This is a genomic window from Pantoea sp. Morm (assembly GCF_016643525.1).
Classification (GTDB): Bacteria; Pseudomonadota; Gammaproteobacteria; order Enterobacterales; family Enterobacteriaceae; genus Pantoea; species Pantoea dispersa.
In genome coordinates this window covers 13002-39042 of record NZ_VOQX01000029.1, presented here as the reverse complement: position 1 = coordinate 39042, position 26041 = coordinate 13002, and the positions used below count along the sequence as shown (strand labels likewise).

Below are 26041 nucleotides of genomic sequence, written 5' to 3'. Positions count from 1 at the left end.
ACCCCCGGCGGAAGGAAAGAAATCGTATATCTATATAGCCTGCGACCATAAGCCTGATGCAAAAATGCATAAGGCTTTTTGATGCATTATAGATGACGCGCATGCTGGCTGCGGTAGCGATCGACCCACATGGCGGTCGCGCCGCATACCGCGACCGGCATGATGGCGAGATTGAGGATCGGAATCATGGTGAACAGACTGACCAGCGCGCCAAACTGCATATTGGCGGTTTTATGCTGACGCAGCGCGTTACGCATCTGAGGAAAACTGACTTTGTGGTTGTCGAACGGATAGTCGCAATATTGTATCGATAGCATCCAGGCGCTAAACAGAAACCACAACACCGGCGCCACGGTCTGGCCAAAGCCGGGGATAAAATAGAGCAGCAGCAGGCCCAGTGCGCGCGGCAAATAGTAGCCGAGCTTCTGTAACTCGCGCTTCATGATGCGCGGGATGTCTTTCATCATGCCGAGCCAGCCACTGTCCGGCAGGGGTTTTCCGGTCAGACGCCCTTCCAGCTGCTCCGCCAGCAGGCCGCAAAACGGCGCGGCAATCCAGTTGGCGATGGTGGAGAAGAAATAGCTGAATACCAGCACAATCGAAATTACCGACAGCGGCCACAGCAGATAGCTCAGCCACTGCAGCCAGTCCGGCACGTGCGACATCAGCTGTGGAATCCACTGGCCGAGGCGCTGAAACAGCCAGATAAACGCACCGCCCAGCAGCACAATGTTCACCAGCAGCGGGATGATGACGTAGCGGCGGATACCGGGCAGACGCACCAGTTTCCAGCCCTGGGCAAAATAATGAATACCATTCATGGATGAGACCGAATTCTCAGCGGGCATAGCGAGCCTTTCTCCTTTATGTAGCGGCGCCAACATCATAACCTGGCTTTTTATCGGTGACAGGCGCACTTTGCGCGAAAAAACAGCAAAAAAGCGTGGGGCAGCTATCTTATTTGTCAGAAAATACTGCACAGACTTGCACTTGTGTAGCTGGGCAAATACAGTTAGAGGATAAAGTTTGCCGTGGTGGCAAGGTATTGGAACAACAGAGAATACAATGATGCAGGATTTGCGTCTGATATTAATCGTTGTTGGCGCGATCGCCATAATAGCGCTGCTTCTTCACGGACTGTGGACCAGCCGTAAAGAACGCTCTTCCGTGTTTCGCGATCGCCCGCACAAACGTCTGAAACAGCGTGAAGAAGCGGATGACGATGATCTGCTGAACAGCGAAGACGATGGCGTCGGCGAAGTACGCGTGCGTCGTCAGCGTGATGCCGAAGACGAGCCGCAGATCGATGCGCCGGTCACCAAACCTGCTGCTCCGCGTGCGCCGGAACCGGTGCGTCAGCCGTTCCCACGCCAGGAAACGCCGTTAAGCGGCGATCCGCTGCTGGACGATGAGCCGGTACGTCAGCCTGCACCTGCGCCACAACCGCAGGCGCCGGTGGCGCAGCCCGTGCCACAGCCACAACCGATTCAGGCCGATCCGCTGCTGGATAATGAACCGCTGTCCGCCACCCAGCCGGCTCCGGAGTTTACCGCCGCCGAGCCTGAGGTTAAACAACCTGAACCTGCGCCTGTGCAGGAAGCTGCACCGCAACCGCAGCCCGCTGCGCCGGGCAGTAAAAAAGAAGCGGTGCTGGTGTTGCACGTTGCCGCGCATGCCGGTGGCGCACTGAACGGTGAAGCGCTGCTGCAGGGCATTCTGCAGGCCGGCTTCCAGTTTGGTGAAATGAACATTTTCCATCGCCATCTTAGCCCGGCCGGTAGCGGTCCGGTGCTGTTCAGCCTGGCAAACATGGTCAAACCGGGTTCGTTCAATCCGGATGAAATGGGCGATTTCACCACGCCGGGCGTCTCAATCTTTATGATGGTGCCGTCCTACGGTGACGCCAATCAGAACTTTAAGCTGATGCTGCAATCGGCACAGCGCATCGCCGATGATGTCGGTGGCGTGGTGCTGGATGATGAGCGTCGCATGATGACACCACAAAAGCTGGAAACCTACAAAGCACGCATCCGCGAGGTTATTGGCTAAGCGCCGCCAGCAGTATCACCCTTTAACTAAATAACCCCCGCTTGCCGGGGGTTTTTTATCGGACGAGAGAATATGACATCGGTTCAGGAGCAGATCACCGCGCTGCGCACCACGTTACGCCACCACGAATACCTCTATCACGTGATGGATACGCCGGAAATCCCGGATGCAGAATATGACCGATTGATGCGCGAACTGCGTGAGCTGGAGAGCGCGCATCCCGATTTAATCACCCCGGATTCTCCCACCCAGCGCGTAGGCGCGGCACCGCTTGCCACCTTTGAACAGGTGCGCCACGAAGTGCCAATGCTGTCGCTCGATAACACCTTTGATGAAGCCGGATTTCTTGCCTTCAATAAGCGCGTGCAGGATCGCCTGAAAAGCACTGACGATCTCACCTATTGCTGTGAGCTGAAGCTGGATGGTCTGGCGGTAAGTTTACTGTATGAAAACGGCCTGCTGGTGCGTGCCGCCACGCGCGGCGATGGCACCACCGGTGAAAACATCACGGCGAACGTGCGCACCATTCACGCCATTCCGCTGCGCCTGCACGGCGACAATATTCCGGCGCGGGTAGAAGTGCGCGGCGAAGTTTTCATGACTGAAAGCGGCTTTGAGAAGCTGAATGAGGAAGCGCGACGCACCGGCGGCAAAGTGTTTGCCAACCCGCGTAATGCGGCGGCCGGCTCGCTGCGCCAGCTCGATCCGCGTATCACCGCGAAACGTCCGCTGACCTTCTTCTGCTACGGCTTTGGCCTGCTGGAGGGCGGCGAAATGCCTGCCAGCCACTGGCAGCGTCTGCAACAGTTTAAGGCCTGGGGATTACCGGTCAGCGATCGGATTCGCCTGGTGCACACCGCGGATGAAGTGCTGGCGTTTTATCGCCAGGTTGAGCAGGACCGTCCGTCACTCGGCTTTGATATTGACGGCGTGGTGATCAAAGTCGACTCGCAGGCGCTGCAGGAGCAGCTGGGCTTTGTGGCGCGCGCACCGCGCTGGGCGGTGGCATTCAAGTTCCCGGCGCAGGAGCAGATGACGGTGGTGCGCGACGTCGAGTTTCAGGTCGGACGTACCGGGGCGATTACGCCGGTGGCGCGCCTCGAACCGGTGCAGGTCGCGGGCGTGATAGTCAGTAATGCGACGCTGCACAACGCCGATGAAATCGCCCGGCTGGGGCTGCGTATCGGTGACAAAGTGGTGATTCGTCGCGCCGGTGACGTGATTCCGCAGGTGGTCAACGTGGTGGAATCTGAGCGTCCGGCGGATGCGCGCGAGATTGTGTTTCCCAGCCACTGTCCGGTGTGCGGTTCTGACGTAGAGCGTGTGGAAGGCGAAGCCGTAACGCGCTGTACCGGCGGGCTGATTTGCGGCGCGCAGCGCAAAGAGGCGCTGAAGCACTTTGTCTCACGCCGTGCGATGGACGTGGACGGCATGGGCGATAAAATCATCGACCAGCTGGTGGAAAAAGAGTACGTCAAAACCCCGGCCGACCTGTTCCGTCTCACCGCCGGCAAGCTGACCGGACTGGACCGCATGGGGCCCAAATCGGCGCAAAACGTGGTGGACGCGCTGGAAAAAGCCAAATTCACCACGCTGCCGCGCTTCCTGTATGCGCTCGGCATCCGCGAAGTGGGTGAGGCGACGGCGGCCAACCTGGCGAACCACTTTGGCGAGCTGGAAAAGGTCATGAACGCCGATCTCGATGCGTTAATCGCGGTACAGGACGTCGGCAAAGTGGTGGCAGCGCACGTGCGCAACTTCATGGAAGAGGAGAGTAACCGTGAAGTGATCCGCCAGCTGACGGAGGAGGTGGGCGTGCACTGGCCGGCGGTGGTGGTGGTCAAAGCCGAAGAGATCGACAGCCCGTTCGCCGGAAAAACCGTGGTACTGACTGGCTCGCTGTCGCAGATGAACCGTGACGATGCCAAAGCGCGGCTGACGGCGCTGGGAGCTAAAGTTAGCGGCAGCGTATCGAAAAAAACCGATCTGCTGATCGCCGGTGAGGCCGCCGGTTCCAAGCTGGCAAAAGCGCAGGAGCTGGGGATTGCGGTGATCGATGAAGCCGAAATGATTCGGTTACTGGGCGCCTGAGATGGATAAGCAGCAGCTGGTTGAGATTGCCAATACCGCGATGCCGTTTGGCAAATACAAAGGGCGGATGCTGATCGATTTGCCGGAAGAGTATCTGCTGTGGTTTGCGCGTAAAAATGAGTTTCCCGCCGGCAAACTGGGTGAGCTGATGCAGCTAACGCTGGCGATCAAAATCGAAGGCTTACAGGGCTTAGTTAAACCGCTCAAGCGCAGTGAATAAGTGACAGGCCCGCAATTGCGGGCCTGATGTTTTATGACTTCTGCGCTTCAATCTGTTGCTTCGCCAGCTTCTTCTCATTGCCGGCTTTATAGCGCTGGGCAATGAACGAGCACACCATCAGCTGGACCTGATGGAAGATCATCAGCGGCAGGACAATAATCCCCACCGCGCTGGCCGGGAACAGAATGTTAGCCATCGGCACGCCGTTTGCCAGGCTCTTTTTCGAGCCGCAAAACAGCACCACAATCTCATCCGCACGGCTAAAGCCAAACAGCCGGGAAGCGCCAAGGTTGATCGCCAGTGCGACGAACAGAATCAGCAGGCTGCCAGCCAGAATCCACAGCAGGGTATCAACGCCGACGCGATGCCAGATGCCGTTAACCACCGCTTCACTGAACGCCGAATAGACCACCAGCAGAATCGAGGTTTGATCGGTTTTGCCAATCAGGCTGCGATGCTTCTCCACCCAGCCACCAATCCAGCGGCGTGCCAGGTGGCCCAGCACAAAGGGCACCAGCAGCTGCAGCATGATTTTACCAATCTGCTCCAGACCGTTACCCGGCGCATCGCTGTGCACATTCATCACCAGGTTAACCAGCAGCGGCGAAATAAAGACGCCCAGCAGACTGGAGGCGGAGGCAGCACACACCGCCGCGGCAACGTTACCGCCCGCCATGGAGGTGAAAGCAATCGCGGACTGCACCGTCGCCGGCAGGATACACAGGTAGAGGAAACCGGTGTAAATCTCCGCGCCGACGTTAACCGGATGCCACCACACCAGCAGCAGGCCAAGGATCGGGAAAATCACGAAGGTGCTGCACATAATCCACAGATGAAGCCGCCAGTGGCTGCTGCCGGCGATGATCTTCTCACGCGACAGTTTGGCACCGTGCATGAAGAACAGCAGGGCGATGGCCGCAGTGGTCAGGTATTCGAAGAAATCGACAAACCCGCCTTTGGCCGGGAAGAAGCTGGCCAGCAGCACGGTGATGATGAGTTTGACCATCATCGGGTCAAGTCGTAAAAAGCCCATTGTTACAATCCGGTTAAATGTAATAAATGATGCTGCTGATTGTGCGTCAGACGCGTTTAGAAATAAAATTGATTTATTGCATTAATCTATGAGCGCAATAGATGAATTACACCTTACGACAGTTGCGCACCTTTGTGGCGGTGGTGCAGCACGGCAGTTTCAGCCAGGCAGGGCAGGCGATTGGGCTGAGCCAGTCGGCTGTCAGTCACAGCATTAAAGAGCTGGAAGCGGAGATGGGTGTACGGCTGCTGGATCGCACCACGCGCGAGGTGTTACTGAGTGAAGCCGGACAGCAACTGGCAACGCGGCTGGAACGACTGCTGGAGGAGCTCAATACCACGCTGCTCGATGTGCGCAGCTATGGCGAGCAGCGCAGCGGCACGGTGCGCGTGGCGGCCAGCCAGACGCCCTCGGCGCATCTGATGCCGCAATGCCTGGCCAGCAGCCAGCTGCGTTACCCCGACATTCGGGTGATTCTGCACGACCGCGTGCAGCAGTGGGTATTGCAGAGCGTGCGCAATGCGGAAGTCGATTTTGGCATCGTCATCGGTCCGCTGCAGGATGCGGATTTCGATAGCGAGGAGATTCTGCAGGAGCCGTTTTTACTGTTGTGCCATCAGGATGATGCGCTGGCGCAGGTGCCGCAGGCTCAGTGGTCAATGCTGGCTGGTCGCGCTATGGTGCTGCAGGATTACGCGTCGGGCAGCCGATTGCTGGTCGATGCCGCATTGCAGCGGCTGGCGCTGAACGTGCAGGTGGTGCAGGAGATTGGCCATCCGGCCACGCTTTATCCGATGGTGGAAGCGGGCATTGGCATCAGTATCTTACCGGCACTGGCGCTGCCGCTGCCGTCTGGTCGTAAGCTGACGGTACGCCGGCTCTATCCGGAGATCAATCGCAGCCTGATGCTGATTAAACGCAAAAACCGGTCACTCACCCCGGCAGCGGAGGCTATCTGGCAGGAAGTGCGTCAGCAGGCGGCGCTGCTGACGCAGGATCGCGCGCTTAATCCGGCGTTTTAAACATAAACGTCAAGTTGGTTGCTGTCGGTTGGGCGGTTGATGCCATCCGCTTTCACTGCAGTAACCTCCTGTTTCTCCTGCTTCTGCTCCGCTTTCTCCTTTTCCTGCTTCTGCAACTGCTGGATTTGCGCCTGCAGCAGCTGAATCTGCGCGTTAATCGTCTCCTGCTTCTCCTTTCTTTGCTTCTCGGTCAGGCTTTTGTCCTTCGCGATGTCTTTCAGTTCATCGTTCAGGCTGGCGATTTGTTTGGTCAGGCTGGCGATTTTCGAGGCGCTATCGCTACTGCCGGATGCGCTTCCGGAGCCGGAAGTACTGCTGCTGCCAATATTGGTATTGGTCGAAATGGTGGTCATAACGTTCTCCTTGCAAATGTGCCCTTTCGTTATCGGAACGCAGCCGCTGCGGCTTGAGGGTGAGAGGTGTTAAATTTGCGAAAAGGTTTCGTCAGGAACGAGGGCGAAAGGGGATAGGGCGGGTACGGCCTCAGGCTGAGCGCGTTCTTTCTTCACAGCTGAAGCGGAAAAGCGCCCTTTGGGCGCTCTTTCCTGAATCTGGTGGGTCGTGCAGGATATGCCTCGGCCCATCCGGGGCCTCGCCCTGCGGGTGATGCTGGCGCATCAGCCTGAATCGCTCCCGGCGATTCAGTCGAACCTGCAGCAGGTCCTCATCCTGCACGTTCAGCATCGGTGCACAGAAACGAAAAAAGCGCCCTGAGGGCGCTTTTTCCTGAATTTGGTGGGTCGTGCAGGATTCGAACCTGCGACCAATTGATTAAAAGTCAACTGCTCTACCAACTGAGCTAACGACCCGAAGTGGTGGGTGATGACGGGCTCGAACCGCCGACCCCCTCCTTGTAAGGGAGATGCTCTACCAACTGAGCTAATCACCCACTTCGGTACTGCTTAACAAGAGTGTCATCTGACTAAGATATGGTGGGTGATGACGGGCTCGAACCGCCGACCCCCTCCTTGTAAGGGAGATGCTCTACCAACTGAGCTAATCACCCATATCTTATCTCTTGTTCACTGCGGGCCATCTCATTAAGAGTGGTGGGTGATGACGGGCTCGAACCGCCGACCCCCTCCTTGTAAGGGAGATGCTCTACCAACTGAGCTAATCACCCCCGCTGTGTGGAGTCGCATTATAGGGATCCTTCGAAGTGAGTCAACGCTTTTTAAAACATAAATGTGCGTTCGCTTTAAATTTAGACATCATGCAGCGCTTTTAGCCAATGTGCTGGTTTTATTAGCAGAAAAACGCACTTCTGCCCGCGCAGCCAGCGTGACAGTGATTGAGGAATCAGCCTCACCTGCTAGAATATGCGCACTGTTTTTCCGCGTTAACCCGTTTTTTTGTCATCCAGACAACGAAACCTGCGCATTTAAGGCAATGCTGAATGAAAATCAAAACTCGCTTCGCACCCAGCCCGACGGGCTACCTGCACGTCGGTGGTGCGCGTACTGCGCTTTACTCATGGCTTTATGCTCGCCATAACCAGGGCGAATTCGTCCTGCGTATCGAAGATACCGACCTGGAGCGCTCCACGCCGGAAGCGATCGAAGCCATTATGGATGGGATGAACTGGCTGAATCTCGACTGGGATGAGGGCCCGTACTACCAGACCAAACGCTTCGACCGTTATAACGACGTTATCGACGAAATGCTGGAAGCCGGTACTGCTTATAAATGCTATTGCTCGAAAGAGCGTCTGGACGCGCTGCGTGAAGAGCAGATGGAAAAAGGCGAGAAGCCCCGTTATGACGGCCGCTGCCGCGACAGCCATGAACATCATGCTGCCGATGAACCGTGCGTGGTGCGCTTCCGCAACCCGCAGGACGGTTCGGTGATTTTTGACGATCAGATTCGTGGTCCGATCGAATTCAGCAACCAGGAACTGGATGATCTGATCATCCGCCGTACCGACGGTTCACCGACCTACAATTTCTGTGTGGTGGTCGACGACTGGGATATGGGCATCACGCACGTTATTCGTGGTGAAGACCATATCAACAACACGCCGCGTCAGATCAACATCCTGAAAGCGATTGGTGCGGAAGTGCCAACTTATGCGCACGTATCCATGATCCTCGGCGATGACGGCAAAAAGCTGTCCAAGCGTCACGGTGCTGTGGGCGTCATGCAGTATCGCGACGACGGCTACCTGCCGGAAGCGCTGCTTAATTATCTGGTGCGCCTCGGCTGGTCGCACGGCGATCAGGAGATTTTCAGCGTGGCGGAAATGACTGAACTGTTCACCCTCGATGCGGTGAGCAAATCGGCCAGCGCCTTCAACACCGAGAAACTGCAGTGGCTCAACCACCACTACATTAATACGCTGCCGCCGGAATATGTCGCGACCCAGCTGCAGTGGCACATCGAGCAGCAGAATATCGATACCCGCACCGGACCGGAGCTGGCGAAGCTGGTGACGCTGCTGGGTGAGCGCTGCAAAACGCTGGTCGAAATCGCCGCGTCCTGCCGCTACTTCTATGAAGAGTTTGACGCGTTTGATGCGGATGCAGCGAAAAAGCATCTGCGTCCGGTGGCGCGTCAGCCGCTGGAAGTGGTACGCGACAAGCTGGCAGCCATCAGCGACAGCGACTGGAATGCGGAAAACGTGCATCACGCCATTCAGGCTGCTGCGGATCAACTTGAGCTCGGCATGGGCAAAGTCGGTATGCCGCTGCGCGTTGCCGTAACCGGTGCCGGCCAGTCGCCTGGACTCGACGTGACGGTGGAAGCCATCGGCCGCAGCCGCAGCGTGGCGCGTATCGAAAAAGCGCTGGCGTTCATCGCGGAGCGTGAAGCACAGGCCTGATTGAGCTGAACAGCGGCCTGTCAGGCTGCTGTGATAAGGCAGGCAACAAAAAAGCCGGAAGCATCTCACTGCTTCCGGCTTTTCTATTCTTCCTGGATTCCTAACCGCTGTAATACGCCCCTGATCCCTTCCCGCAATAACAGCGCCGCCAGTTGTTCCTGTTCGGTGGCCGTCATTTGCTGGACAGAATTTATTAATAACGCAGGTAACGTATTTTGCTGAGCGCCGTAATTCGCCGCCGGTTCGTTTGCATGGCGGGTGGACTGAATGAAGCTTTTGACACGCTCATCAATATGGATTAATCGCGCCTTACCGCCCTGTACACCGGGCTTGGGCGTGGTCGTCCAGTTTTCACGCTTGATCCATTTATTCACCGTCTGCCGACTGTAGCCCGTTTCCAGCGCGAGCTCTTCGGGAGTGAGCCATTCCTTTTTCACGATGCTGTCCCTGTTAAATACATTAGCTCTACATATTACAACAAAACGTTACGGGGAAAAGTAATCAAGGCAGAAAATGCCTTTTGCTGTGCGACAAAAGGCAAAATCGGTTTACTGCGCTTCGCTGACCGCCGCCTGTGCCGGACGGAAGGCGAGGAAATAGGTGAGGCCGACAAAGATCGCACCGCCCACACCATTGCCTAAAAATACCGCAACCACGTTAGGTGCAAATTCTGCCCAGCTCATCTGACCGGCAAAAATTGCGGCAGGCACGATAAACATGTTGGCCACCACGTGCTGGAAACCGATTGCCACGAAGGCCATCACCGGGAACCACATGCCGAAGATTTTGCCGACCATATCTTTACTGGCGAAGGCCAGCCACACCGCCAGACACACCAGCCAGTTGCAGCCGATGCCGGAGATGAACGCGTGCATGAAATCGGCGTTCACTTTGGCATGGGCGATCGCCACGGTTTTCTTCAGATAGTCGCCTTCGGTCATGCCGAGCAGATGGCCGAAGAACCATGCTACCGCAACGCTGCCAATAAAATTGGCGATGGTGACCCAAAACCAGTTACGCAGCACGCTGAAACCGCTAATGCGGCGCGCGAACCAGGCGATGGGCAGCGTCATCATGTTGCCGGTCAGCAGTTCGCCGCCCGCCAGCACGGTCAGAATCAGTCCGACCGGGAATACCGCCGCACCGAGGAAGCCGGCAAACGAGCCCCATTCAGCAGGCAGCTGGTTAATAACGTGCAGATCGAGCAGGAAGCCGGTGGCAATAAACGCGCCAGCCATAAAGCCAAGAATTAATAAGGTGGAAACCGGCAGACGGCTTTTAGCCACGCCGGCCTGAATCGCCAGTTGCGCGATCTCTTTAGGTGTATGCAGCGACATAGTTCACTTTTCTTTTATTAAACAAGGAGGACGTGCTGGCCGGTTAGCGAGTGAATACCCTGGACGGCTAACCGGTTAATTAGCGCGCTAAGTTTTACACGCACCATTAACGAAAACAAGCCTGACGCTAACATCTTTAACCTAAAGTTAACCTCGGCATGGCGCACCGTTGAGGCGGCGTTGAGATAACGGCTGAGGGCAGGGATGACGAGCACGCGCTGCGCTGAAAAAAAAGCCACGGCGACACAGGGTTGCCGCCTTTTTCAGCGATCGCACGCAGAACGAGAATTTGCCGTTGACACTCAAACAGCGGTCTCATATTATGCCGTCCGTCGAGGTAACTCGGCGGTTTTTTCGGTACGGGGCTATAGCTCAGCTGGGAGAGCGCTTGCATGGCATGCAAGAGGTCAGCGGTTCGATCCCGCTTAGCTCCACCAAACCGCTCCCAACGGTTTGCACTGAAAAAACGAATTCCAGATGTGGGGCTATAGCTCAGCTGGGAGAGCGCTTGCATGGCATGCAAGAGGTCAGCGGTTCGATCCCGCTTATCTCCACCAATTCTCTGTTCGTTCAGAACAAACGTATTCAAAACCCGATAATAATACTGCCGTTTGCGCAGTGTGACGTTGCATTCGCCGACTGGCTGCGCGCAATGGCGCTGACCTGCAGCGCCTTTACGTGTTAAACCGTCACGGCCTGTGGCTGCAGCTGCAGCACGCGAAAACCGTGGGTACCGTCGCTATCCAGTTGCGCCACCAGACCATATTCCCAGTCGAGATAGGCCTGCATCACGTCCGGTTCAATATCGGTGCCTTCGTACGGGCGGCGATAACGATCGATGGGCGGCGAGAGCAGGCGCTGCTCGCCCTGTTCGGTGGGCAGACCGGCGGCACGCCAGGCTGCATTGCCTCCCGCCAGCACCCGCACCGGTTTGCCGGTCAGCGTGGCAATTTGCTCCACGGCATAGCTGGCCAGCAGGCTGCTGCCGCAGGTCAGCACATAGCGGCCAGCATCGGGCAGTAGTGCCTTGCCCTGCTGCTGCAGGGTGGAACGCAGCAGCCAGGCCGCACCGGGAATATGGCTGTTGCGGTAACTGGCGAGCGTGGTGAAATCCAGCACCTGCGTGTCGCCAGCCGCCAGCCACTCGGCTAGCTGCGCGGGGGAGATCGATTCCGGCGCAGCAACCGGCGCCACCTGCGGCTGCCAGCTACCGACAGCGCTGAAATCGCTGGCCTGCAACGCGTCAGGCACCGCCACCTGCCAGCCAAGCTGCGCCAGCCAGGAGCCGGTCATATTGGCGCGGACACCGTCATCATCCACCAGCACGATACGCGCACCGCGCACGCTGGCGTAGTGATCGGTCTCCTGTACCAGCTGGCCGCCCGCCACGTGGCGGCTGCCCGGCAGATGACCGGCGGCGTACTCTTCGGCATCACGCACGTCAAACAGGTAGGTGGTGCGTGCTTCCTGCTGCCAGCGCGTCAGCGTCGCCAGAGAAATGCGTGTCACGCCAGCGCGATCGGCAATGGCGCGGGCCTGGCTCGCGGCCTGACGTTGCGCGGTTTCGCTGGTGTTGCCATAGCGGCGGCTCTGCCCATGCTCCAGCGCATGACCGGCCAGCGTCCAGCCAATGGTGCCGTTGCGCAGCGCGAATACCGGATTACGAATACCGGCATTGACCAGCGACTGCGTGCCAATAATGCTGCGCGTGCGTCCGGCGCAATTCACAATCACCGTGGTACGCGGTGAGGGGGCTAAATCGCGTACGCGCAGCACCAGTTCGCCGCCCGGTACGCTGGTGGCGCCCGGAATGCTCATGGTGTGATATTCATCGAAGCGCCGCGCATCCAGCACCACCACGTCGGCATCATCGCTAATCAGTGCCTGTACCTCATCAGCGGAGAGCGAAGGCGTGCGGGCATGATGTTCCACCAGTTCGCCAAACGCTTTGCTGGGTGAATTAACATCGATAAACAGCTCGCCGCCAGCCGCCTGCCAGCCGGCTAAATCATCGGCCAGTAGCGTGACCTGCTGATAACCCAGCGCGGCGAGACGCTCAGCGGCGGTCTGCGCCAGGCCTTCGCCGTTGTCATACAGCGTAATGGCAGTGTGACGTTGGGGAATGCGGTCCAGCAGCTCCAGCTCCAGCTTTGACAGCGGAATGTTGACGGCAAACAGCGGATGCCCGGTGGCAAACAGCGCCTCATCGCGCACGTCAATGATCGCCACTTCCTGTTGCTGACGCAGCGCTGTCAGCAGTTCCGCCGCCTGGCGAAACGGGAAAACCGGTTTAGTCATGTGAAAGGTCCCAAATGTTAGGTAGATAACGGTTGCTGTAGCCGGAAATAAAGCGTTTTTCGTGGCCGTCGGCGGTGTAGACCGCGCGCTCAACCGCGCCGATATTCGCGCCATACACGTGGATACTGACGGAGACGCGATCGTCAAAGGCGTTGCTGACGCGATGGATATCACCGACCGTTGGCGACACCGCCTCCACGTTGCCGGGTTCAAGCCGCACCGGCGCACCTTCTGCCTGTAAACCGTGCGGGCCCGGCTGCCACGATTGTGAAATCTCGGCGCCGCGCAGCATGCCAATCAGGCCCCAGACGCGGTGATCGTGAATCGGCGTCTGCTGACCCGGCCCCCAGACAAAACTCACCACGGAAAAGCGCTGCTGCGCATCGGCATACAGCAGATATTGCTGATAGTGCTGCGGATGGGGCTGGGTAAACGCCTCATCCAGCCAGTCATCGCGGCGAATCAGTTCGGCCAGCCAGCCGCTGCCCTGCCGCAAAATGGTCGCTTCGTCCGGCTGGCTGTCGAGCAGGGTGGCCAGCCGGGCGACGAAGGTGCGCAGGCGATGGTGCTGATAATCACTCATGATTTGTCTCCCGGCGCGTGCTGGGCGATGCGGTTAGCGGCGGCGGACAGACTGAAGTCAAACGCCTGGCTGACATCGACCTGTTTTGGCAATACCTGATAACGATGGAAAAAGTCGGCGGATTTCTGCAGCGTGGCAATCAGGTGCGTATCAAACACCAGCGGGCGGATGCGCGCATCGTCAATCCAGCTGCGGGTAATGGCGGGGGGCATATTCAGGGCTTGGCTCAGCACGCCGGCGAATTCCTGCGGATGGTGTTGCGCCCAGATTTGCGCCTTCGCCAGTCGCGCCAGCAGATCAGCAATCGCTTCCCGCTTGCCGGCGTCCTGCAACGCTTCATTGCGGGCCAGCGCGTAGGAGTAACCGGACATAATGCCTTTACCCCCGCCGTCCGGCACGCGCACCGTGCCGTCGATGGCGGTCGAGGTGGCAATATAAGGCTCCCACGGCGCCCAGGCCGCGACCGCACCGGACGTCAGCGCCGCGCGACCATCCACCGGTCCGAGGAAGCGCAGCGTGACATCCTGCGGCGTCAGGCCAGCGCGCTCCAGCAAGCCCAGCAGCAGATAGTGTCCCCAGCCGCCGCGGTTGACCGCGATCTGCTTACCTTTCAAATCCTGCAGCCGGTGAATGCCGGCGTCGGGGCGGGTCAGCAGGGCGATGCTGTCCGGGTTATTCTGCCAGGCACCCACGGCTTTCACCGGCGCGCCTGCCGCATAGACAAACAGAAACGGCAAATCACCGGTAAAGCCAACGTCGAGCGCCCCGGCATTGAGCGCTTCCTGCACCGGCGCGCCGGAGTCAAAGGCGGTGAGCTTAAGATCGTAAGGCAGATTGTTCAGTTCGCCCGAGGCTTTCAGGGCGGCAAAACGATCGCCTTTCACATCGCCAAGGCGCAGCGTGACTTTATCGGCCGCCAGCAGCGGCTGGAGTGACGCGAGGGCCAGCGCAACACCGGCAAACAGAGCGGCGAGACGCATCAGGCGCTCCTTTTTTCAGTTGCGCTGAGCGCAGCCACTTTTTCACGCGTCAGCGGCAGCAGCTCACGGCCGTATTCCACCGCGTCATTCAGCGGGTCAAATCCGCGGATCAGCACGCTATGAATACCGAGGCGATAATAATCCAGCAGCGCCTCAGAAACCTGATCCGGCGTGCCGACCAGCGCGGTGGAGTTGTAGCCGCCCTGCACCAGTTTTGCCACGCCGGTCCACAACACTTTGTCGTGGCGTTCGCTCTCATGCGCCGCCGCCAGCAGACGCTGCGCACCGACACTCTGCGGCTTCGGCAAACCAAAGGTATAGCCGGTCTCCGCCAGCTGCTTCTCTGCGGTGGCGCGGATATGTTCGGCGCGCTCCCAGGCTTCTTTTTCGGTGTTACCCAGAATAGGCCGGAAGGAGATGTTAAACGCAATCTGGCGCCCCTGCGCGGCCGCCGCCGCACGCACGTTACGTACCGTCTCGGCCGCGCCTTTTAACGGTTCGCCCCACAGCGCGAAGACATCAGCATGCCGCGCCGCCACGTCAATCGCCTCCGGTGACGATCCGCCGAAATAGATCGGCAGCTTATGTTGCAACGGTTTAATGGCGGAGAACGCCTGCTCAGCCTGGTAAAACCGGCCCTGATGATCGTAAGGCTGCGGCGATTCAAGGCTCTGTTTCAGCACGCTGAGAAATTCGTCGGTGCGCGCATAACGTTCAGCCTTGCTGAGAAAATCACCGTCGCGGCGCTGTTCGCTGTCGCTGCCGCCGCTGATAATGTGCACGGCCAGGCGGCCGTCGGTGAGATGGTCGAGCGAAGCCAGCTTGCGGGCCGCCAGCGTGGGCGCGACAAACCCCGGACGGTGCGCCAGCAGGAATTTAATCTTCTGGGTATGCGCCGCTGCGTGAGCGGTGACCAGAAAGCCATCGGGTTGATCGGACCAGTAGCCGACAAGAATGCGGTCGAAGCCGGCCGCTTCATGGGCGCGGGCAAAGCGGGCGATGTAATCTTTATCGAACAACGTGCCGGACGCGGGAATGATTTCTGAGGCAAGCCGGTGGCCAATCATGCCGAGGAACTGAATGCTCATGCGATTCTCCTGAGGTGAGGTCAGAAAGAAAAGCTACGGGCGCAGACGGCAATAACGGAAATTCGATATTGTGCAAAGGGTTTGCGGGAAACGATGAAGCAGGGCGTGGCGCGGCGGCAGACTGACTGGCGCGGGATATAACGCTTAGGTATATATAAAGAAGAGAAGGGCGAGCCGCAGCCCGCCCTGTAGATCAGAAGCCCAGCACCAGACCGGCGATGGCGGCGGAGAGCACGCTCACCAGCGTCGAGCCGTACAGCAGTTTCAGGCCGAAACGTGATACCACGTTACCCTGCTCTTCATGCAGACCTTTGATCGCGCCTGCGACAATGCCGATGGAGGAGAAGTTGGCGAAGGAGACCAGGAACACAGACAGAATGCCTTCCGCATGCGGCGACAGCTGACCGGCGATTTTCTGCAGATCCATCATTGCAACGAATTCGTTAGAAACCAGCTTGGTCGCCATGATGCTGCCCACCTGCAGCGCTTCGCTGGATGGCACGCCCATTACCCAGGCAAACGGATAAAACACATAGCCGAGCACGCCCTGGAAGCTGATACCAAAGATGGTATCAAACAGCGCGTTAAGGCCGGAGATCAGCGCGATAAAGCCAATCAGCATCGCTGCAACGATAATCGCCACCTTGAAACCGGCCAGGATGTATTCACCCAGCATCTCAAAGAAGCTCTGACCTTTGTGCAGATCCTGCAGCTGCAGGTCTTCTTCGCTGTCCACGCGGTACGGGTTAATCAGCGACAGCACGATAAAGGTACTGAACATGTTGAGCACCAGCGCGGCCACTACGTATTTTGGCTGCAGCATCGTCATGTAGGCACCCACAATCGACATCGACACTGTCGACATCGCGGTGGCTGCCATGGTGTACATGCGGCGCTGTGACATTTTGCCAAGGATATCCTTATAGGCGATAAAGTTTTCTGACTGTCCCAGAATCAGAGAGCTGACGGCGTTAAAGGATTCCAGTTTGCCCATGCCGTTGATCTTCGACAGCACGGTACCGATAGCGCGAATCACCCAAGGCAGGATGCGGAAATGCTGCAAAATCCCGATCAGGGCTGAGATGAAGACGATAGGGCACAAAACATTGAGGAAGAAGAAGGCCAGGCCTTTCTCGTTCATGTTACCGAACACGAAATTGGTGCCTTCTGCTGCATATTTGAGCAGATGATCAAACAGCCCGGCGAAACCTTTAACAAAACCAAGGCCTGCTTCGGAGTTAAGGAAGAACCACGCCAGCAGCACTTCAATCACCAGCAGCTGAACGATATAGCGAATCCGGATACTCTTACGATCGTGACTGACGAGTAACGCCAGCACGGCTACCACCACCAATGCTAAAAGGAAGTGCAAAATATGGGACATATCGGCTCCAAATTTGAGGAGGGTTGTATTTTGCTGCGTATTCTATGTAACGCGTTACTTAAAAACGAGATCAAAACCACAATATAAGTATTCGGTATCGCTTTATTTCTCAGATTAGTCTCACCGCTCACAACCTGTTTACAAATAGATCACAAGAAATATCCACAAAGAGATTGTCTATAATTTGACCCGGGAGTAGAGTGAAACCTGTTGCATAATTTTTAGCAAGCGCTAACTTTACCTTGTGGTATAGCAATGGCTATACTTTATAGCACCATCTATCAATGCGATAACTATAACCAAATTTCACTTGCCTTGAATGCCCCGTAAGCTGGATGGGTCAGACAAGCGTTAGGACAGGGTCAAAACTATGTCAGAAAGTCGCACCGCCGAGCGCGCCGCTCGCGGAGCCAGAAAGATCAAGCTCGCGCTGCTGGGACCGGCCTTCATCGCGGCCATTGGTTATATCGATCCCGGCAACTTTGCCACCAACATCCAGGCGGGGGCCGCGTACGGCTACAAACTGCTGTGGGTGGTGGTATGGGCCAACATTATGGCGATGTTGATCCAGCTGATGTCTGCCAAGCTGGGTATTGCCACCGGTAAAAACCTCGCCGAGCATATTCGCGATCGCTTCCCGCGCCCGGCGGTGTGGTTCTACTGGGTACAGGCGGAGATTATCGCCATGGCCACCGATCTGGCGGAATTCATCGGGGCTGCGCTCGGCTTTAAGCTGCTGCTCGGCATCTCGCTACTGCAGGGCGCGGTGTTAACCGGTATCGCCACGTTCCTGATTTTGATGTTGCAGAACCGTGGACAGAAGCCGCTGGAGCTGGTGATTGGCGGGCTGCTGCTGTTTGTCGCCGCCGCTTATATCGTTGAGCTGTTCTTCTCGCAGCCGCGCGTCAGCGATCTGGTGGTGGGCATGGCGCTGCCGAGCCTGCCCACTTCGGACGCGGTATTCCTCGCGGCTGGCGTGCTGGGCGCGACCATTATGCCGCACGTCATTTATCTGCACTCGGCGCTGACCCAGTACGGAAATAAAGGCAGTAAGGCGGAGCGCTACTCCTCCACCAAGCTTGACGTGGCGATCGCCATGACCATTGCCGGTTTCGTTAACCTGGCGATGATGGCCACCGCAGCGGCCGCGTTCCACTTTAGCGGTCACACCAGCATTGTCGATCTCGACCAGGCCTATCTGACGCTGCAGCCGCTGCTGGGTCACGCGGCGGCGATTGTGTTCGGGCTGAGTCTGGTAGCGGCCGGCCTCTCTTCTACCGTGGTGGGCACGCTGGCCGGCCAGGTGGTGATGCAGGGCTTTATCCGCTTCCACATTCCGCTGTGGTTCCGTCGTACCATTACCATGCTGCCGTCCTTTATTGTTATTTGGGCGGGTTGGGATCCGACGCGCATTCTGGTGATGAGCCAGGTGCTGCTGAGCTTCGGTATTGCGCTGGCGCTGATTCCGCTGCTGTCGTTCACCGGGAACCGTGACATCATGGGCGATGAATTGGTGAACTCACGCCTGATGCAAAATGCCGGGCGTCTGATTGTGGTGCTGGTGGTGGCGCTGAATATCTATCTGCTGGTGGGCGAAGCGCTCGGCTGGTAAGCGAATAACTGAATAAAAAAATCCCGGCTGCGTCTGCGCCGGGATTTTTTTTAATGGTGATGATGGTCGTGGCGGTCGTGCCGGCGATCGTGACGCCAGTGTTCGCGACGTTCGCGCTCGTGCCAGCGGCGCTCACGTTCACGCTCCCAGGCTCGATGGCGTTTCCACTCTTCGTGACGCCACCAGCGATGATCGTTGTACTGATAGCGATCGTGCCACCAGCGCGGTTCACGCCAGCGACCGCCGTCCCAGTAGTAGCCGCGACGATCGCGATCGCCGAGATGCAGCGTGACGCCAGGGGCCAGATTGATGGTAGCGCTACTGGCTTCAGCTGTGTGCAGCGCCAGAGGGGATAACGTTGCCAGCAAAGCGGCAAACAAAATTGCACGTTTCATACTTTCTCCTCATCGATAGCATCGAGGCTACCGTGGCGCTAGTGTGCCATATCGGACCAGACACGCCTTGAGATTTAGTCTGAAAAAGTGCCAGCGAAAGGTTGCGCAGCGTTTTCTGCTAAGGACAGCGCCCGGAAAAGTCCGGGCGGGTAAACGGTTACACCAAAATTTGCTCAATGGCGGCGATCTCGTCCGCGGTTAATTCAGGCTGGCTCAGCATGTCGACGGCATCATCAATCTGCGCGCTTTTACTGGCACCAATCAGCACCGACGTGACGCGCGTGTCGCGCAGCACCCAGCGCAGCGCCATTTGCGCCAGCTTTTGACCGCGCTGCTGTGCCAGCGCCTGCAGTTGCTGCACCTTTGCCATCTTCTCTGGCGTTAGCTGGTTTTCGTTGAGGAATTTGCTGCCGCTGGCGATGCGCGAATCCTGCGGAATGCCCTGCAGATAGCGGTCGGTCAGCACGCCACCGGCCAGCGGCGAGAAAGCAATACAGCCGACGCCATTGTCGCCCAGCACGTCCAGCAGACCCTGTTCCGGCGTGCGTTCGAACATCGAATAGCGCGGCTGGTGGATCAGGCAGGGGGTGCCGAGATCGCGCAGCATGGCGATAGCGGCGGCGGCTTTATCCGCCGGGTAGTTCGAAATCGCCGCGTACAGCGCTTTACCCTGACGCACCACCTGATCGAGCGCGCGCATGGTCTCTTCCAGCGGCGTTTCCGGATCCGGACGATGGTGATAAAAGATATCCACATACTCCAGCCCCATGCGCTTCAGGCTTTGATCGAGGCTGGAAATCAGGTACTTGCGTGAGCCCCAGTCGCCGTACGGACCGTCCCACATGGTGTAACCCGCTTTGGTGGAGATCACCAGCTCGTCGCGCAGGCCGTGAAAATCTTCGCGCAGAATGCGGCCAAAGTTGCTCTCCGCGGAACCGGGCGGCGGCCCGTAGTTATTGGCCAGATCAAAATGGGTTATACCGCGATCGAACGCGTGACGCAGCAGCGCGCGGCTGTTGTCGACGCGCGTGCTGTCGCCAAAGTTGTGCCATAGACCCAGCGAAATCGCCGGCAGCTTCAGGCCGCTGCGGCCGCTGCGGCGATACTGCATCTGGTGATAACGTTCGGCGTGGGGAAAAGTACTCATGCAGCGTTCCTGTCTCAGGTGGGAGAAAGTGGCATCAGCATAGCAGTGTATGCGTTTACACTGCGCCGTAACGCGGCAAAGATCGCAACTTACAGAATTTTCTGTCGTCGTAACGAATGCTTGCCATGCATGACAGCGCGATGATGGCGAAAATCTCGCCAGTTCAGCCACATCGCTAATACTCCTGATCATTCCCCCTCACAGGAGCGGTCGATGAACACTCTTAACGTTGGCGACTATTTACTGCATCGTTTGCACCAGGCGGGTATCCGCCATCTGTTCGGCGTACCCGGCGACTACAACCTGCAATTTCTCGACAGCGTCATTGACCATCCCGGCATTACCTGGGTCGGCTGCGCTAATGAACTGAATGCCGCCTATGCGGCCGATGGTTACGGTCGCTGCAACGGCGCGGCCGCGCTGCTGACCACCTTTGGCGTCGGTGAACTTAGTGCGATTAACGGCATCGCCGGCAGCTACGCCGAATATGTGCCGGTGATTCACATCGTCGGCGCTCCCGCCAGCCACGCCCAGCAGCAGGGCGACTGCGTGCATCATTCGCTCGGCGACGGCGATTTTGGCCATTTTCTGCGCATGGCCAAGGAAGTCAGTGCCGCCAGCGCGGTGCTGAGCGCCGACAACGCCGTGGCTGAAATTGATCGGGTCATCGCTGGCGCGCTACAGCAGCACCGTCCGGGCTATTTGCTGCTGGCGGTGGATGTCGCCGCCGCCACGGTAACGCTGCCGTCAGCCAGCGCCAGCCCGGTACCGGCTGAAAACCGCGACGTGGCGCAGGCGTTTGCCGCAGCGGCGGAGCGCCTGCTGGCACCGGCGCAGCGCGTGGCGCTGCTGGCCGATTTTCTCGCTGCCCGCTGGCAGCTGCAGGCACCGCTGGCTGAGCTGCGTGCGCTGCGCGCCATTCCGGCTGCCACGCTACTGATGGGCAAGGGCGTGCTGGATGAGCAGCAACCGGGCTTCGTCGGCACCTACGCCGCCAGCGGCAGCCGCGAAACCGTGCGCGCGGCAATTGAAGACACCGATGTCACCCTGTGCGTCGGCGTGCGTTTTACCGACACCCTGACCGCCGGGTTTACCCAGCAGCTGTCGGCGCAGCGGGTGATTGATCTGCAGCCGTTTCATGCCAGCGTCGCCGGAGAAACCTTCGCACCGCTGAGCATGGCGCAGGCGCTGGCCGCGCTGCTGCCGGTTTATCAGCGCCACTGCGCGCACTGGGCCACGGGCGTGGCCGACATGCCGGACGATGCACCGCCCGCTGCTGCCGCCGTAATCAGTCAGCAGGCTTTCTGGCAGGCGATGCAGCGTTTCCTGCAGCCCGGTGATATTATCCTTGCTGATCAGGGCACGGCGGCGTTTGGCGCTGCCGCGCTACGTTTACCGCATGATGCGCAGCTGCTGGTACAACCTTTATGGGGTTCCATTGGCTATACTTTACCCGCCACCTTTGGTGCCCAGACGGCGCAGCCTGACCGCCGCGTCATTCTGATCATCGGCGATGGATCGGCGCAGCTGACCATTCAGGAACTGGGATCGATCCAGCGCGACGGCTTAAGCCCGATCATTTTTCTGCTGAATAATGAGGGATACACTGTCGAACGCGCGATCCATGGAGCGGAACAGCGCTACAACGACATCGCGCAGTGGAACTGGACCGCGCTGCCGCAGGCGATGAGCCTGAATTGTGCGGCTCAGAGCTGGCGCATCAGTGAAACGGCGCAGCTCGACGCCGTGATGGCGCTGCTCAGCCAGGCGCGTTGCCTGTCACTGATTGAAGTGGTGATGGAGAAACAGGATTTGCCGCCGCTGCTGCGCACCGTCACGGCGGCGCTGCACCAGCGAAATAGCCACAAAGTTTAGGACAGTTGCCTCTGTACAGTTGGGCTGGCGACAGTCAGGCTGTGCGTCGCACTGAATGACCAACGCTCATCGTGCAAGGTGAGCGTTGTTGTTTTATTGGCAGGCTTTTATAGTGTCCTGCACTTGTTTATGACCCAAGCGGAGCAGCAGAAGAATGACAAAATACGCCCTGGTCGGCGATGTGGGCGGCACTAACGCTCGTCTCGCCTTGTGTGAGGTGGAGACCGGCGCCATCTCCCAGGCCAAAACATTCTCAACATCAGACTACGACAACCTTGAAGCAGTTATCCGTCACTATCTGGATGAGCAAAAACAGGACATTACCGACGGCTGCATCGCCATCGCCTGTCCGATCACCGGCGACTGGGTGGAGATGACCAACCATGACTGGGCCTTCTCAACGCGTCAGATGAAGGAAAGTCTGGGCTTTGCGACGCTGGAAATCATCAACGATTTCACCGCGGTTTCCATGGCGATTCCGATGCTGACCGCACAGGACGTCATCCAGTTCGGTGGCAAAACGCCGGTGCAGGATAAACCGATTGCCATCTACGGTGCTGGCACCGGGCTCGGCGTCAGCCATCTGGTGCACGTTGATAAGCGCTGGGTCAGCCTGCCGGGTGAGGGCGGTCACGTTGACTTCGCGCCAAACAGCGAAGAAGAAGATGCGATTCTCGAAGTACTGCGCGCCGAACTGGGTCACGTTTCTGCCGAGCGCGTGCTGTCGGGTTCCGGACTGGTTAACCTGTATCGGGCGATTGTGAAATCCGATCAGCGCGAGCCGGAAAACCTCAAGCCTAAAGATGTCACCGAGCGGGCACTGCAGGACAGCTGCATTGACTGCCGCCGTGCGCTGACGCTGTTCTGCGTCATCATGGGACGGTTTGGCGGTAACCTGGCGCTGAACCTTGGCACTTTTGGCGGCGTCTACATTGCCGGTGGCATCGTGCCGCGCTTCCTCGAGTTCTTTAAAGCGTCCGGCTTCCGTGCGGCGTTTGAAGACAAAGGCCGCTTCCGCGATTACCTCGTTGATATCCCGGTCTACATGATTACTCACGACCAGCCGGGCCTGCTTGGCGCCGGTGCCCATCTGCGCCAGGCGCTGGGGCGCGTGCTGTAACCTGACGGGCGAACGGCTTCCCGTGCCGTTCGCCTTCAAAGATGCATCAGCTGGCGAAACGCCTTCACCTTGCTGCGGCTCACCGGCACCTGCGCATCCATGTCGCGCAGCTTCACCAGATAGGTGTTGTTAAACCACGGTTCGATCTCGCCAATCTTGCTCAGATTAACGCAGTAGGAACGGTGGCAGCGAAAGAACATCGACTCAGGCAAACGGCTGCAAAACTCGCTGATCGCCATCGACATCACATAGGCTTCGCGCCGCGTGTAGACAAAGGTCAGCTTCTCATGCGCTTCAACGTAATAGATATCGTTGATATCGGTCACGATAATGCGCTCATCTTTAACTAAATTCACCGTTTGCGGCGCGCTGGCTGCCGGATTGTGCTGCTGCGCCTGCTGCTGTTGTGCGCTGGCCTCCAGCTTGTTCAGCATGGTGATGATGCGCGACTCGTGATACGGCTTGAGGATGTAGTCAAACGCCTGTAATTCGAAGGCCTCGACCGCGTGCTCTTTCCACGCGGTGATAAACACAATCAGCGGCTTATGGATAAACTGGTTGATGTTCTGCGCCAGCAGCATGCCGTCCAGCGACGGGATGTTGATATCGAGGAAAATCACGTCCACCCGATGAGTCTGCAGATACTTCAGCACTTCCAGCCCATCATCAAAGCAGGCTTCGATGCTGATCTGGCTATGCTGCTGGATCATCCAGCTTAGCTCCTGCTGCGCAAGGAATTCGTCTTCGACAATAATGGCTTTCACGCTGAGGTTTCCGCTAACGGGGTGAGCGGGCCAGACAGCCGCTGACCACTTTTGCTGAGGGTAAAGGCGATTTCCGTACCGGGCTGATGACGGGTGATGGTTAAGCCGTGGCCGGACAGCAGTTTCACCCGGTGATGCACATTTAGCAGGCCAATTTTGTTGCCCGGCATTTCGTTGCGCGCCACCCGGCTGACCACCTCTTCGCTGATGCCGGCACCGGTATCGCGCACCGCCACGCGCACGCGATCGCCCAGATCTTTCACGCTCAGCGTGACCACGCCTTTGCCACGGCAGGGCTGAATACCGTGCACGATGGCATTCTCCACCAGCGGCTGGATCAGCAGGCTGGGCAGCGAAAAGTGCAGATCTTCATCGATGTCGTAAATCATCGACAGCTTGTCGCCAAACCGTGCCTGCTGAATGGCGATGTAATCTTTCACCTGCCACAGCTCTTTTTTGATGTCGATGGGTTCATCGTCGTTGAGTTCCAGGTTGTAACGCAGGTAGCGCGACAGATTAATCACCAGCTGGCGCGCCGTGTCCGGGTTCAGGCGAATCGATGAGGAGATAGCATTCAGCGCGTTAAACAGGAAGTGCGGGTTGATTTTGCTTTGCAGCGCGCGCAGTTCCGCTTTATTGGCCATCTCGCGCAGCTGCTCGGCACGCGAGACTTCCAGCTGCGTCGAGATGATTTGCGACAGGCCGACCGCCATCTCTTTCAGCGAACCGGTAATGCGATGGGCGCGGCGATAGTAGATTTTCAGCGTGCCGGTCACTTCCCCTTTTTCCCAAAGGGGAATCACCAGCATTGAGTGAATGTCTTTGGTGCGGTGTGCCTCATCGTTATTCTTAATGATAATTTTTCCGCTGGCGATCGCCTGCGCGGTGGTCGGACTGATGCCGTCGTCGCCGTTGTGGTAGTTCTGCTCGCCGTAGCCGACGTAAGCCAGAATCTGTTTGGTGTTAGTGATCGCCACCGCATCGGCATGGATGTCGCTGCGAATGATGGCGCACACTTTGCGCAGCGAGTCGCTATTAACCTGACGAAACAGCGGCAGGGTTTTGTTGGCAATCTCCAGCGCCAGCTTGGCCTGACGCGCGGCAATCGCCTCCTTTTCCCCTTCGACGCTCTGCACCAGCAGCACAATCAAACCAATGCTCGACGCGCCGAGAATCATCGGCAGCGCAATTTCCGACACGATGGTTAAACCGAGTGACATCGGTTTCGCCCACAGCACGATCAGCAGCATGGTCAGGCTTTCACACAGCATGCCGCCGAGGATGCCGGCGCGCCAGCGCTGCTCTTTGCTGACGAAGCGGTTGATGGCGCCGGCGGCGATACCGGCGACGATGCTGGTAATCAGACAGGGCACCGAGGTGATGCCGTCGATATCAATCAGGAAGCGGTGCACGCCGGCAATCACGCCGGTTGCAATGCCGACCCACGGCCCGAACAGAATGCCGCCCGCCATGACCGCAATCACCCGGACGTTGAGCAGTGAGCCGTCAACGTTGATGCCGGACCAGGTGCTGAACAGCGCAAACAGCGAGAAGATGGCGGTCACCACGGCTTTTTCGCCGATTGAGTGTTCATCTTTTTGCAGTAGCTGACGAAATACGCGGGTGCGGGTCAGGAAGAACAGGCAGATCAGCATCAGCGCGGCGCGGTCAAACACCGCCAGCAGCATGTCGAAATGGGAAGGCACGGTGTTCTCCGGAGCAGGCAAGGTTGCGGACATGATAAAAAATGTGATCGCGATCCGCCAGCGTCCCGGCAAGCTGCAGACGTTTCTCATAGCATGGATCAATTTTTAAGGTGCGTGCTGCTGGTGCGCATCAATGCGCAACCTGCAAGACCGCGGATGCACTGCAGGGTCACCATTTATGGCGACCAGATATGAAGGTGCGCACTGCCGGTGCGCATCAATGCGCACCCTACAAGACCGCAGATGCATTGCAGGGGCGCCATTTATGTCGACCAGATTGGAAGATGCGCGCCGTGTAAAATTGGCCGCTGACACACCGTAGGGGCGCCATTTATGGCGACCAGATACGAAGATGCGCACCCTGCAAGACCGCAGATGCACCGTAGGGGCGCCATTTATGGCGACCAGATCCGCCCGTCACATCCGATCCTGAAGGGAAGCAAGGCAGATTATCCGCTATGAAACTGAAAAGAGGAAATCCTGAGTGCTAAAAAGAGGATTGCTGAAAGCGTGCAGCGG

Annotated in this window: 22 protein-coding genes, 6 tRNA genes and 1 other RNA gene; 10 read left to right on the top strand and 19 right to left on the bottom strand. The window is 58.0% G+C overall.

The genetic code is table 11. From position 1 onward, the window contains the following. Positions 1-86: 86 nt before the first annotated feature. The gene (cysZ, locus tag FT726_RS12285) at positions 87-848 is read right to left on the bottom strand and encodes a sulfate transporter CysZ (RefSeq protein WP_127834407.1); all 762 of its coding nucleotides are present in this window, start codon (positions 846-848) and stop codon (positions 87-89) included. A 217-nt stretch (positions 849-1065) separates the two neighbouring features. On the opposite strand from cysZ, the gene zipA reads away from it, so the two are divergent. The 3 genes from zipA to FT726_RS12270 all read left to right on the top strand — a co-directional run bounded on the left by zipA (position 1066) and on the right by FT726_RS12270 (position 4360). Beyond that, complete coding sequence (gene zipA / locus FT726_RS12280; protein WP_346302848.1) at positions 1066-2049, top strand: cell division protein ZipA; 984 nt, start codon at positions 1066-1068, stop codon at positions 2047-2049. 72 nt (positions 2050-2121) lie between these two features. Continuing rightward, a complete protein-coding gene (ligA, locus tag FT726_RS12275; RefSeq protein WP_058758355.1) occupies positions 2122-4140 on the top strand; it encodes an NAD-dependent DNA ligase LigA in 2019 nt (672 codons plus the stop codon). A gap of 1 nt (position 4141) precedes the next feature. Then, positions 4142-4360, top strand: a complete 219-nt coding sequence (locus FT726_RS12270; protein ID WP_059011533.1) for a DUF3820 family protein — start codon at positions 4142-4144, stop codon at positions 4358-4360. A 31-nt stretch (positions 4361-4391) separates the two neighbouring features. On the opposite strand, the gene FT726_RS12265 is transcribed toward FT726_RS12270, so the two are convergent. Then, positions 4392-5393: a bile acid:sodium symporter family protein gene (locus FT726_RS12265; protein ID WP_021508088.1), complete on the bottom strand. Its 1002-nt coding sequence runs from the start codon at positions 5391-5393 to the stop codon at positions 4392-4394. A gap of 101 nt (positions 5394-5494) precedes the next feature. Between FT726_RS12265 and FT726_RS12260 the strand changes: the two genes are divergently transcribed. Next, positions 5495-6415, top strand: coding sequence for a LysR family transcriptional regulator (locus FT726_RS12260; RefSeq protein WP_264442358.1), 921 nt, complete (start codon positions 5495-5497; stop codon positions 6413-6415). On the opposite strand, the gene FT726_RS12255 is transcribed toward FT726_RS12260, so the two are convergent. The 6 genes from FT726_RS12255 to FT726_RS12230 all read right to left on the bottom strand — a co-directional run bounded on the left by FT726_RS12255 (position 6412) and on the right by FT726_RS12230 (position 7538). Beyond that, positions 6412-6768: a FlxA-like family protein gene (locus tag FT726_RS12255; protein ID WP_141496624.1), complete on the bottom strand. Its 357-nt coding sequence runs from the start codon at positions 6766-6768 to the stop codon at positions 6412-6414. The two genes, FT726_RS12260 and FT726_RS12255, sit on opposite strands and share 4 nt — an antisense overlap. Before the next feature lie 199 nt (positions 6769-6967). Further along, a non-coding RNA gene (locus tag FT726_RS12250) (RtT sRNA) lies at positions 6968-7104 on the bottom strand. A 44-nt stretch (positions 7105-7148) separates the two neighbouring features. Further along, positions 7149-7224, bottom strand: a tRNA-Lys gene (locus tag FT726_RS12245). Positions 7225-7228: 4 nt separating this feature from the next. Then, positions 7229-7304 (bottom strand) — tRNA-Val (locus FT726_RS12240). A 41-nt stretch (positions 7305-7345) separates the two neighbouring features. Next, positions 7346-7421 (bottom strand) — tRNA-Val (locus tag FT726_RS12235). A 41-nt stretch (positions 7422-7462) separates the two neighbouring features. Beyond that, positions 7463-7538: transfer RNA gene (locus FT726_RS12230), tRNA-Val, on the bottom strand. A 273-nt stretch (positions 7539-7811) separates the two neighbouring features. Between FT726_RS12230 and gltX the strand changes: the two genes are divergently transcribed. Continuing rightward, positions 7812-9233: a glutamate--tRNA ligase gene (gene gltX, locus FT726_RS12225; RefSeq protein WP_058758358.1), complete on the top strand. Its 1422-nt coding sequence runs from the start codon at positions 7812-7814 to the stop codon at positions 9231-9233. 83 nt (positions 9234-9316) lie between these two features. Here the strand turns inward: gltX and FT726_RS12220 are convergent, their stop codons facing one another. Further along, the gene (locus tag FT726_RS12220) at positions 9317-9670 is read right to left on the bottom strand and encodes a YfeC-like transcriptional regulator (protein WP_058758359.1); all 354 of its coding nucleotides are present in this window, start codon (positions 9668-9670) and stop codon (positions 9317-9319) included. A 111-nt stretch (positions 9671-9781) separates the two neighbouring features. Then, positions 9782-10570, bottom strand: a complete 789-nt coding sequence (locus FT726_RS12215) for a formate/nitrite transporter family protein (protein WP_021508241.1) — start codon at positions 10568-10570, stop codon at positions 9782-9784. A 361-nt stretch (positions 10571-10931) separates the two neighbouring features. Between FT726_RS12215 and FT726_RS12210 the strand changes: the two genes are divergently transcribed. Further along, positions 10932-11007: transfer RNA gene (locus FT726_RS12210), tRNA-Ala, on the top strand. A gap of 44 nt (positions 11008-11051) precedes the next feature. Then, positions 11052-11127 (top strand) — tRNA-Ala (locus FT726_RS12205). 124 nt (positions 11128-11251) lie between these two features. Here FT726_RS12205 and FT726_RS12200 read toward each other — a convergent pair. From FT726_RS12200 to FT726_RS12180, 5 genes are all read right to left on the bottom strand, one after another. Continuing rightward, entirely contained in the window at positions 11252-12868 is a 1617-nt protein-coding gene (locus tag FT726_RS12200) for a rhodanese homology domain-containing protein (RefSeq protein ID WP_346302847.1), read from the bottom strand. Then, positions 12861-13451, bottom strand: coding sequence for a cysteine dioxygenase (locus tag FT726_RS12195; protein ID WP_346302846.1), 591 nt, complete (start codon positions 13449-13451; stop codon positions 12861-12863). Before FT726_RS12195 ends, FT726_RS12200 begins: the two co-directional genes overlap by 8 nt. Then, on the bottom strand, positions 13448-14431 hold the full coding sequence (locus FT726_RS12190; RefSeq protein WP_288422160.1) for an ABC transporter substrate-binding protein: 984 nt from the start codon (positions 14429-14431) through the stop codon (positions 13448-13450). Before FT726_RS12190 ends, FT726_RS12195 begins: the two co-directional genes overlap by 4 nt. Then, positions 14431-15519 (bottom strand): LLM class flavin-dependent oxidoreductase, encoded by a 1089-nt coding sequence (locus FT726_RS12185; RefSeq protein ID WP_021508245.1) that lies wholly within the window; start codon positions 15517-15519, stop codon positions 14431-14433. Before FT726_RS12185 ends, FT726_RS12190 begins: the two co-directional genes overlap by 1 nt. A gap of 193 nt (positions 15520-15712) precedes the next feature. Next, positions 15713-16903 (bottom strand): NupC/NupG family nucleoside CNT transporter, encoded by a 1191-nt coding sequence (locus tag FT726_RS12180; protein WP_031279840.1) that lies wholly within the window; start codon positions 16901-16903, stop codon positions 15713-15715. Positions 16904-17273: 370 nt separating this feature from the next. Here FT726_RS12180 and FT726_RS12175 point away from each other — a divergent pair, with 370 nt between their 5' ends. Beyond that, entirely contained in the window at positions 17274-18515 is a 1242-nt protein-coding gene (locus FT726_RS12175; RefSeq protein ID WP_021508247.1) for an Nramp family divalent metal transporter, read from the top strand. A 50-nt stretch (positions 18516-18565) separates the two neighbouring features. On the opposite strand, the gene FT726_RS12170 is transcribed toward FT726_RS12175, so the two are convergent. Together FT726_RS12170 and mgrA are read right to left on the bottom strand one after the other, a co-directional pair. Continuing rightward, positions 18566-18910, bottom strand: a complete 345-nt coding sequence (locus FT726_RS12170; protein WP_288422156.1) for a DUF2502 domain-containing protein — start codon at positions 18908-18910, stop codon at positions 18566-18568. Between the two features lie 157 nt (positions 18911-19067). Next, a complete protein-coding gene (gene mgrA / locus FT726_RS12165; protein ID WP_282996241.1) occupies positions 19068-20057 on the bottom strand; it encodes an L-glyceraldehyde 3-phosphate reductase in 990 nt (329 codons plus the stop codon). A gap of 213 nt (positions 20058-20270) precedes the next feature. On the opposite strand from mgrA, the gene FT726_RS12160 reads away from it, so the two are divergent. Together FT726_RS12160 and glk are read left to right on the top strand one after the other, a co-directional pair. Then, positions 20271-21932 (top strand): alpha-keto acid decarboxylase family protein, encoded by a 1662-nt coding sequence (locus FT726_RS12160; RefSeq protein ID WP_288422154.1) that lies wholly within the window; start codon positions 20271-20273, stop codon positions 21930-21932. 154 nt (positions 21933-22086) lie between these two features. After that, the gene (gene glk, locus FT726_RS12155) at positions 22087-23052 is read left to right on the top strand and encodes a glucokinase (protein WP_021508251.1); all 966 of its coding nucleotides are present in this window, start codon (positions 22087-22089) and stop codon (positions 23050-23052) included. A gap of 35 nt (positions 23053-23087) precedes the next feature. On the opposite strand, the gene FT726_RS12150 is transcribed toward glk, so the two are convergent. After that, positions 23088-23816: a LytTR family DNA-binding domain-containing protein gene (locus FT726_RS12150; protein WP_021508252.1), complete on the bottom strand. Its 729-nt coding sequence runs from the start codon at positions 23814-23816 to the stop codon at positions 23088-23090. Beyond that, positions 23813-25504 carry a sensor histidine kinase gene (locus tag FT726_RS12145; protein ID WP_346302851.1) on the bottom strand — a complete coding sequence of 564 codons (1692 nt, stop codon included), beginning with the start codon at positions 25502-25504 and terminating at the stop codon, positions 23813-23815. Before FT726_RS12145 ends, FT726_RS12150 begins: the two co-directional genes overlap by 4 nt. Positions 25505-26041 lie beyond the last annotated feature (537 nt).

What these genes read in the sequence shown, in the direction of transcription:
- cysZ (WP_127834407.1), bottom strand. Translation starts at nt 848, where the DNA reads ATGCCCGCTGAGAATTCGGTCTCATCCATGAATGGTATTCATTATTTT.
- zipA (WP_346302848.1), top strand. Translation starts at nt 1,066, where the DNA reads ATGATGCAGGATTTGCGTCTGATATTAATCGTTGTTGGCGCGATCGCC.
- ligA (WP_058758355.1), top strand. Translation starts at nt 2,122, where the DNA reads ATGACATCGGTTCAGGAGCAGATCACCGCGCTGCGCACCACGTTACGC.
- FT726_RS12270 (WP_059011533.1), top strand. Translation starts at nt 4,142, where the DNA reads ATGGATAAGCAGCAGCTGGTTGAGATTGCCAATACCGCGATGCCGTTT.
- FT726_RS12265 (WP_021508088.1), bottom strand. Translation starts at nt 5,393, where the DNA reads ATGGGCTTTTTACGACTTGACCCGATGATGGTCAAACTCATCATCACC.
- FT726_RS12260 (WP_264442358.1), top strand. Translation starts at nt 5,495, where the DNA reads ATGAATTACACCTTACGACAGTTGCGCACCTTTGTGGCGGTGGTGCAG.
- FT726_RS12255 (WP_141496624.1), bottom strand. Translation starts at nt 6,768, where the DNA reads ATGACCACCATTTCGACCAATACCAATATTGGCAGCAGCAGTACTTCC.
- gltX (WP_058758358.1), top strand. Translation starts at nt 7,812, where the DNA reads ATGAAAATCAAAACTCGCTTCGCACCCAGCCCGACGGGCTACCTGCAC.
- FT726_RS12215 (WP_021508241.1), bottom strand. Translation starts at nt 10,570, where the DNA reads ATGTCGCTGCATACACCTAAAGAGATCGCGCAACTGGCGATTCAGGCC.
- FT726_RS12200 (WP_346302847.1), bottom strand. Translation starts at nt 12,868, where the DNA reads ATGACTAAACCGGTTTTCCCGTTTCGCCAGGCGGCGGAACTGCTGACA.
- FT726_RS12195 (WP_346302846.1), bottom strand. Translation starts at nt 13,451, where the DNA reads ATGAGTGATTATCAGCACCATCGCCTGCGCACCTTCGTCGCCCGGCTG.
- FT726_RS12190 (WP_288422160.1), bottom strand. Translation starts at nt 14,431, where the DNA reads ATGCGTCTCGCCGCTCTGTTTGCCGGTGTTGCGCTGGCCCTCGCGTCA.
- FT726_RS12185 (WP_021508245.1), bottom strand. Translation starts at nt 15,519, where the DNA reads ATGAGCATTCAGTTCCTCGGCATGATTGGCCACCGGCTTGCCTCAGAA.
- FT726_RS12180 (WP_031279840.1), bottom strand. Translation starts at nt 16,903, where the DNA reads ATGTCCCATATTTTGCACTTCCTTTTAGCATTGGTGGTGGTAGCCGTG.
- FT726_RS12175 (WP_021508247.1), top strand. Translation starts at nt 17,274, where the DNA reads ATGTCAGAAAGTCGCACCGCCGAGCGCGCCGCTCGCGGAGCCAGAAAG.
- FT726_RS12170 (WP_288422156.1), bottom strand. Translation starts at nt 18,910, where the DNA reads ATGAAACGTGCAATTTTGTTTGCCGCTTTGCTGGCAACGTTATCCCCT.
- mgrA (WP_282996241.1), bottom strand. Translation starts at nt 20,057, where the DNA reads ATGAGTACTTTTCCCCACGCCGAACGTTATCACCAGATGCAGTATCGC.
- FT726_RS12160 (WP_288422154.1), top strand. Translation starts at nt 20,271, where the DNA reads ATGAACACTCTTAACGTTGGCGACTATTTACTGCATCGTTTGCACCAG.
- glk (WP_021508251.1), top strand. Translation starts at nt 22,087, where the DNA reads ATGACAAAATACGCCCTGGTCGGCGATGTGGGCGGCACTAACGCTCGT.
- FT726_RS12145 (WP_346302851.1), bottom strand. Translation starts at nt 25,504, where the DNA reads ATGCTGCTGGCGGTGTTTGACCGCGCCGCGCTGATGCTGATCTGCCTG.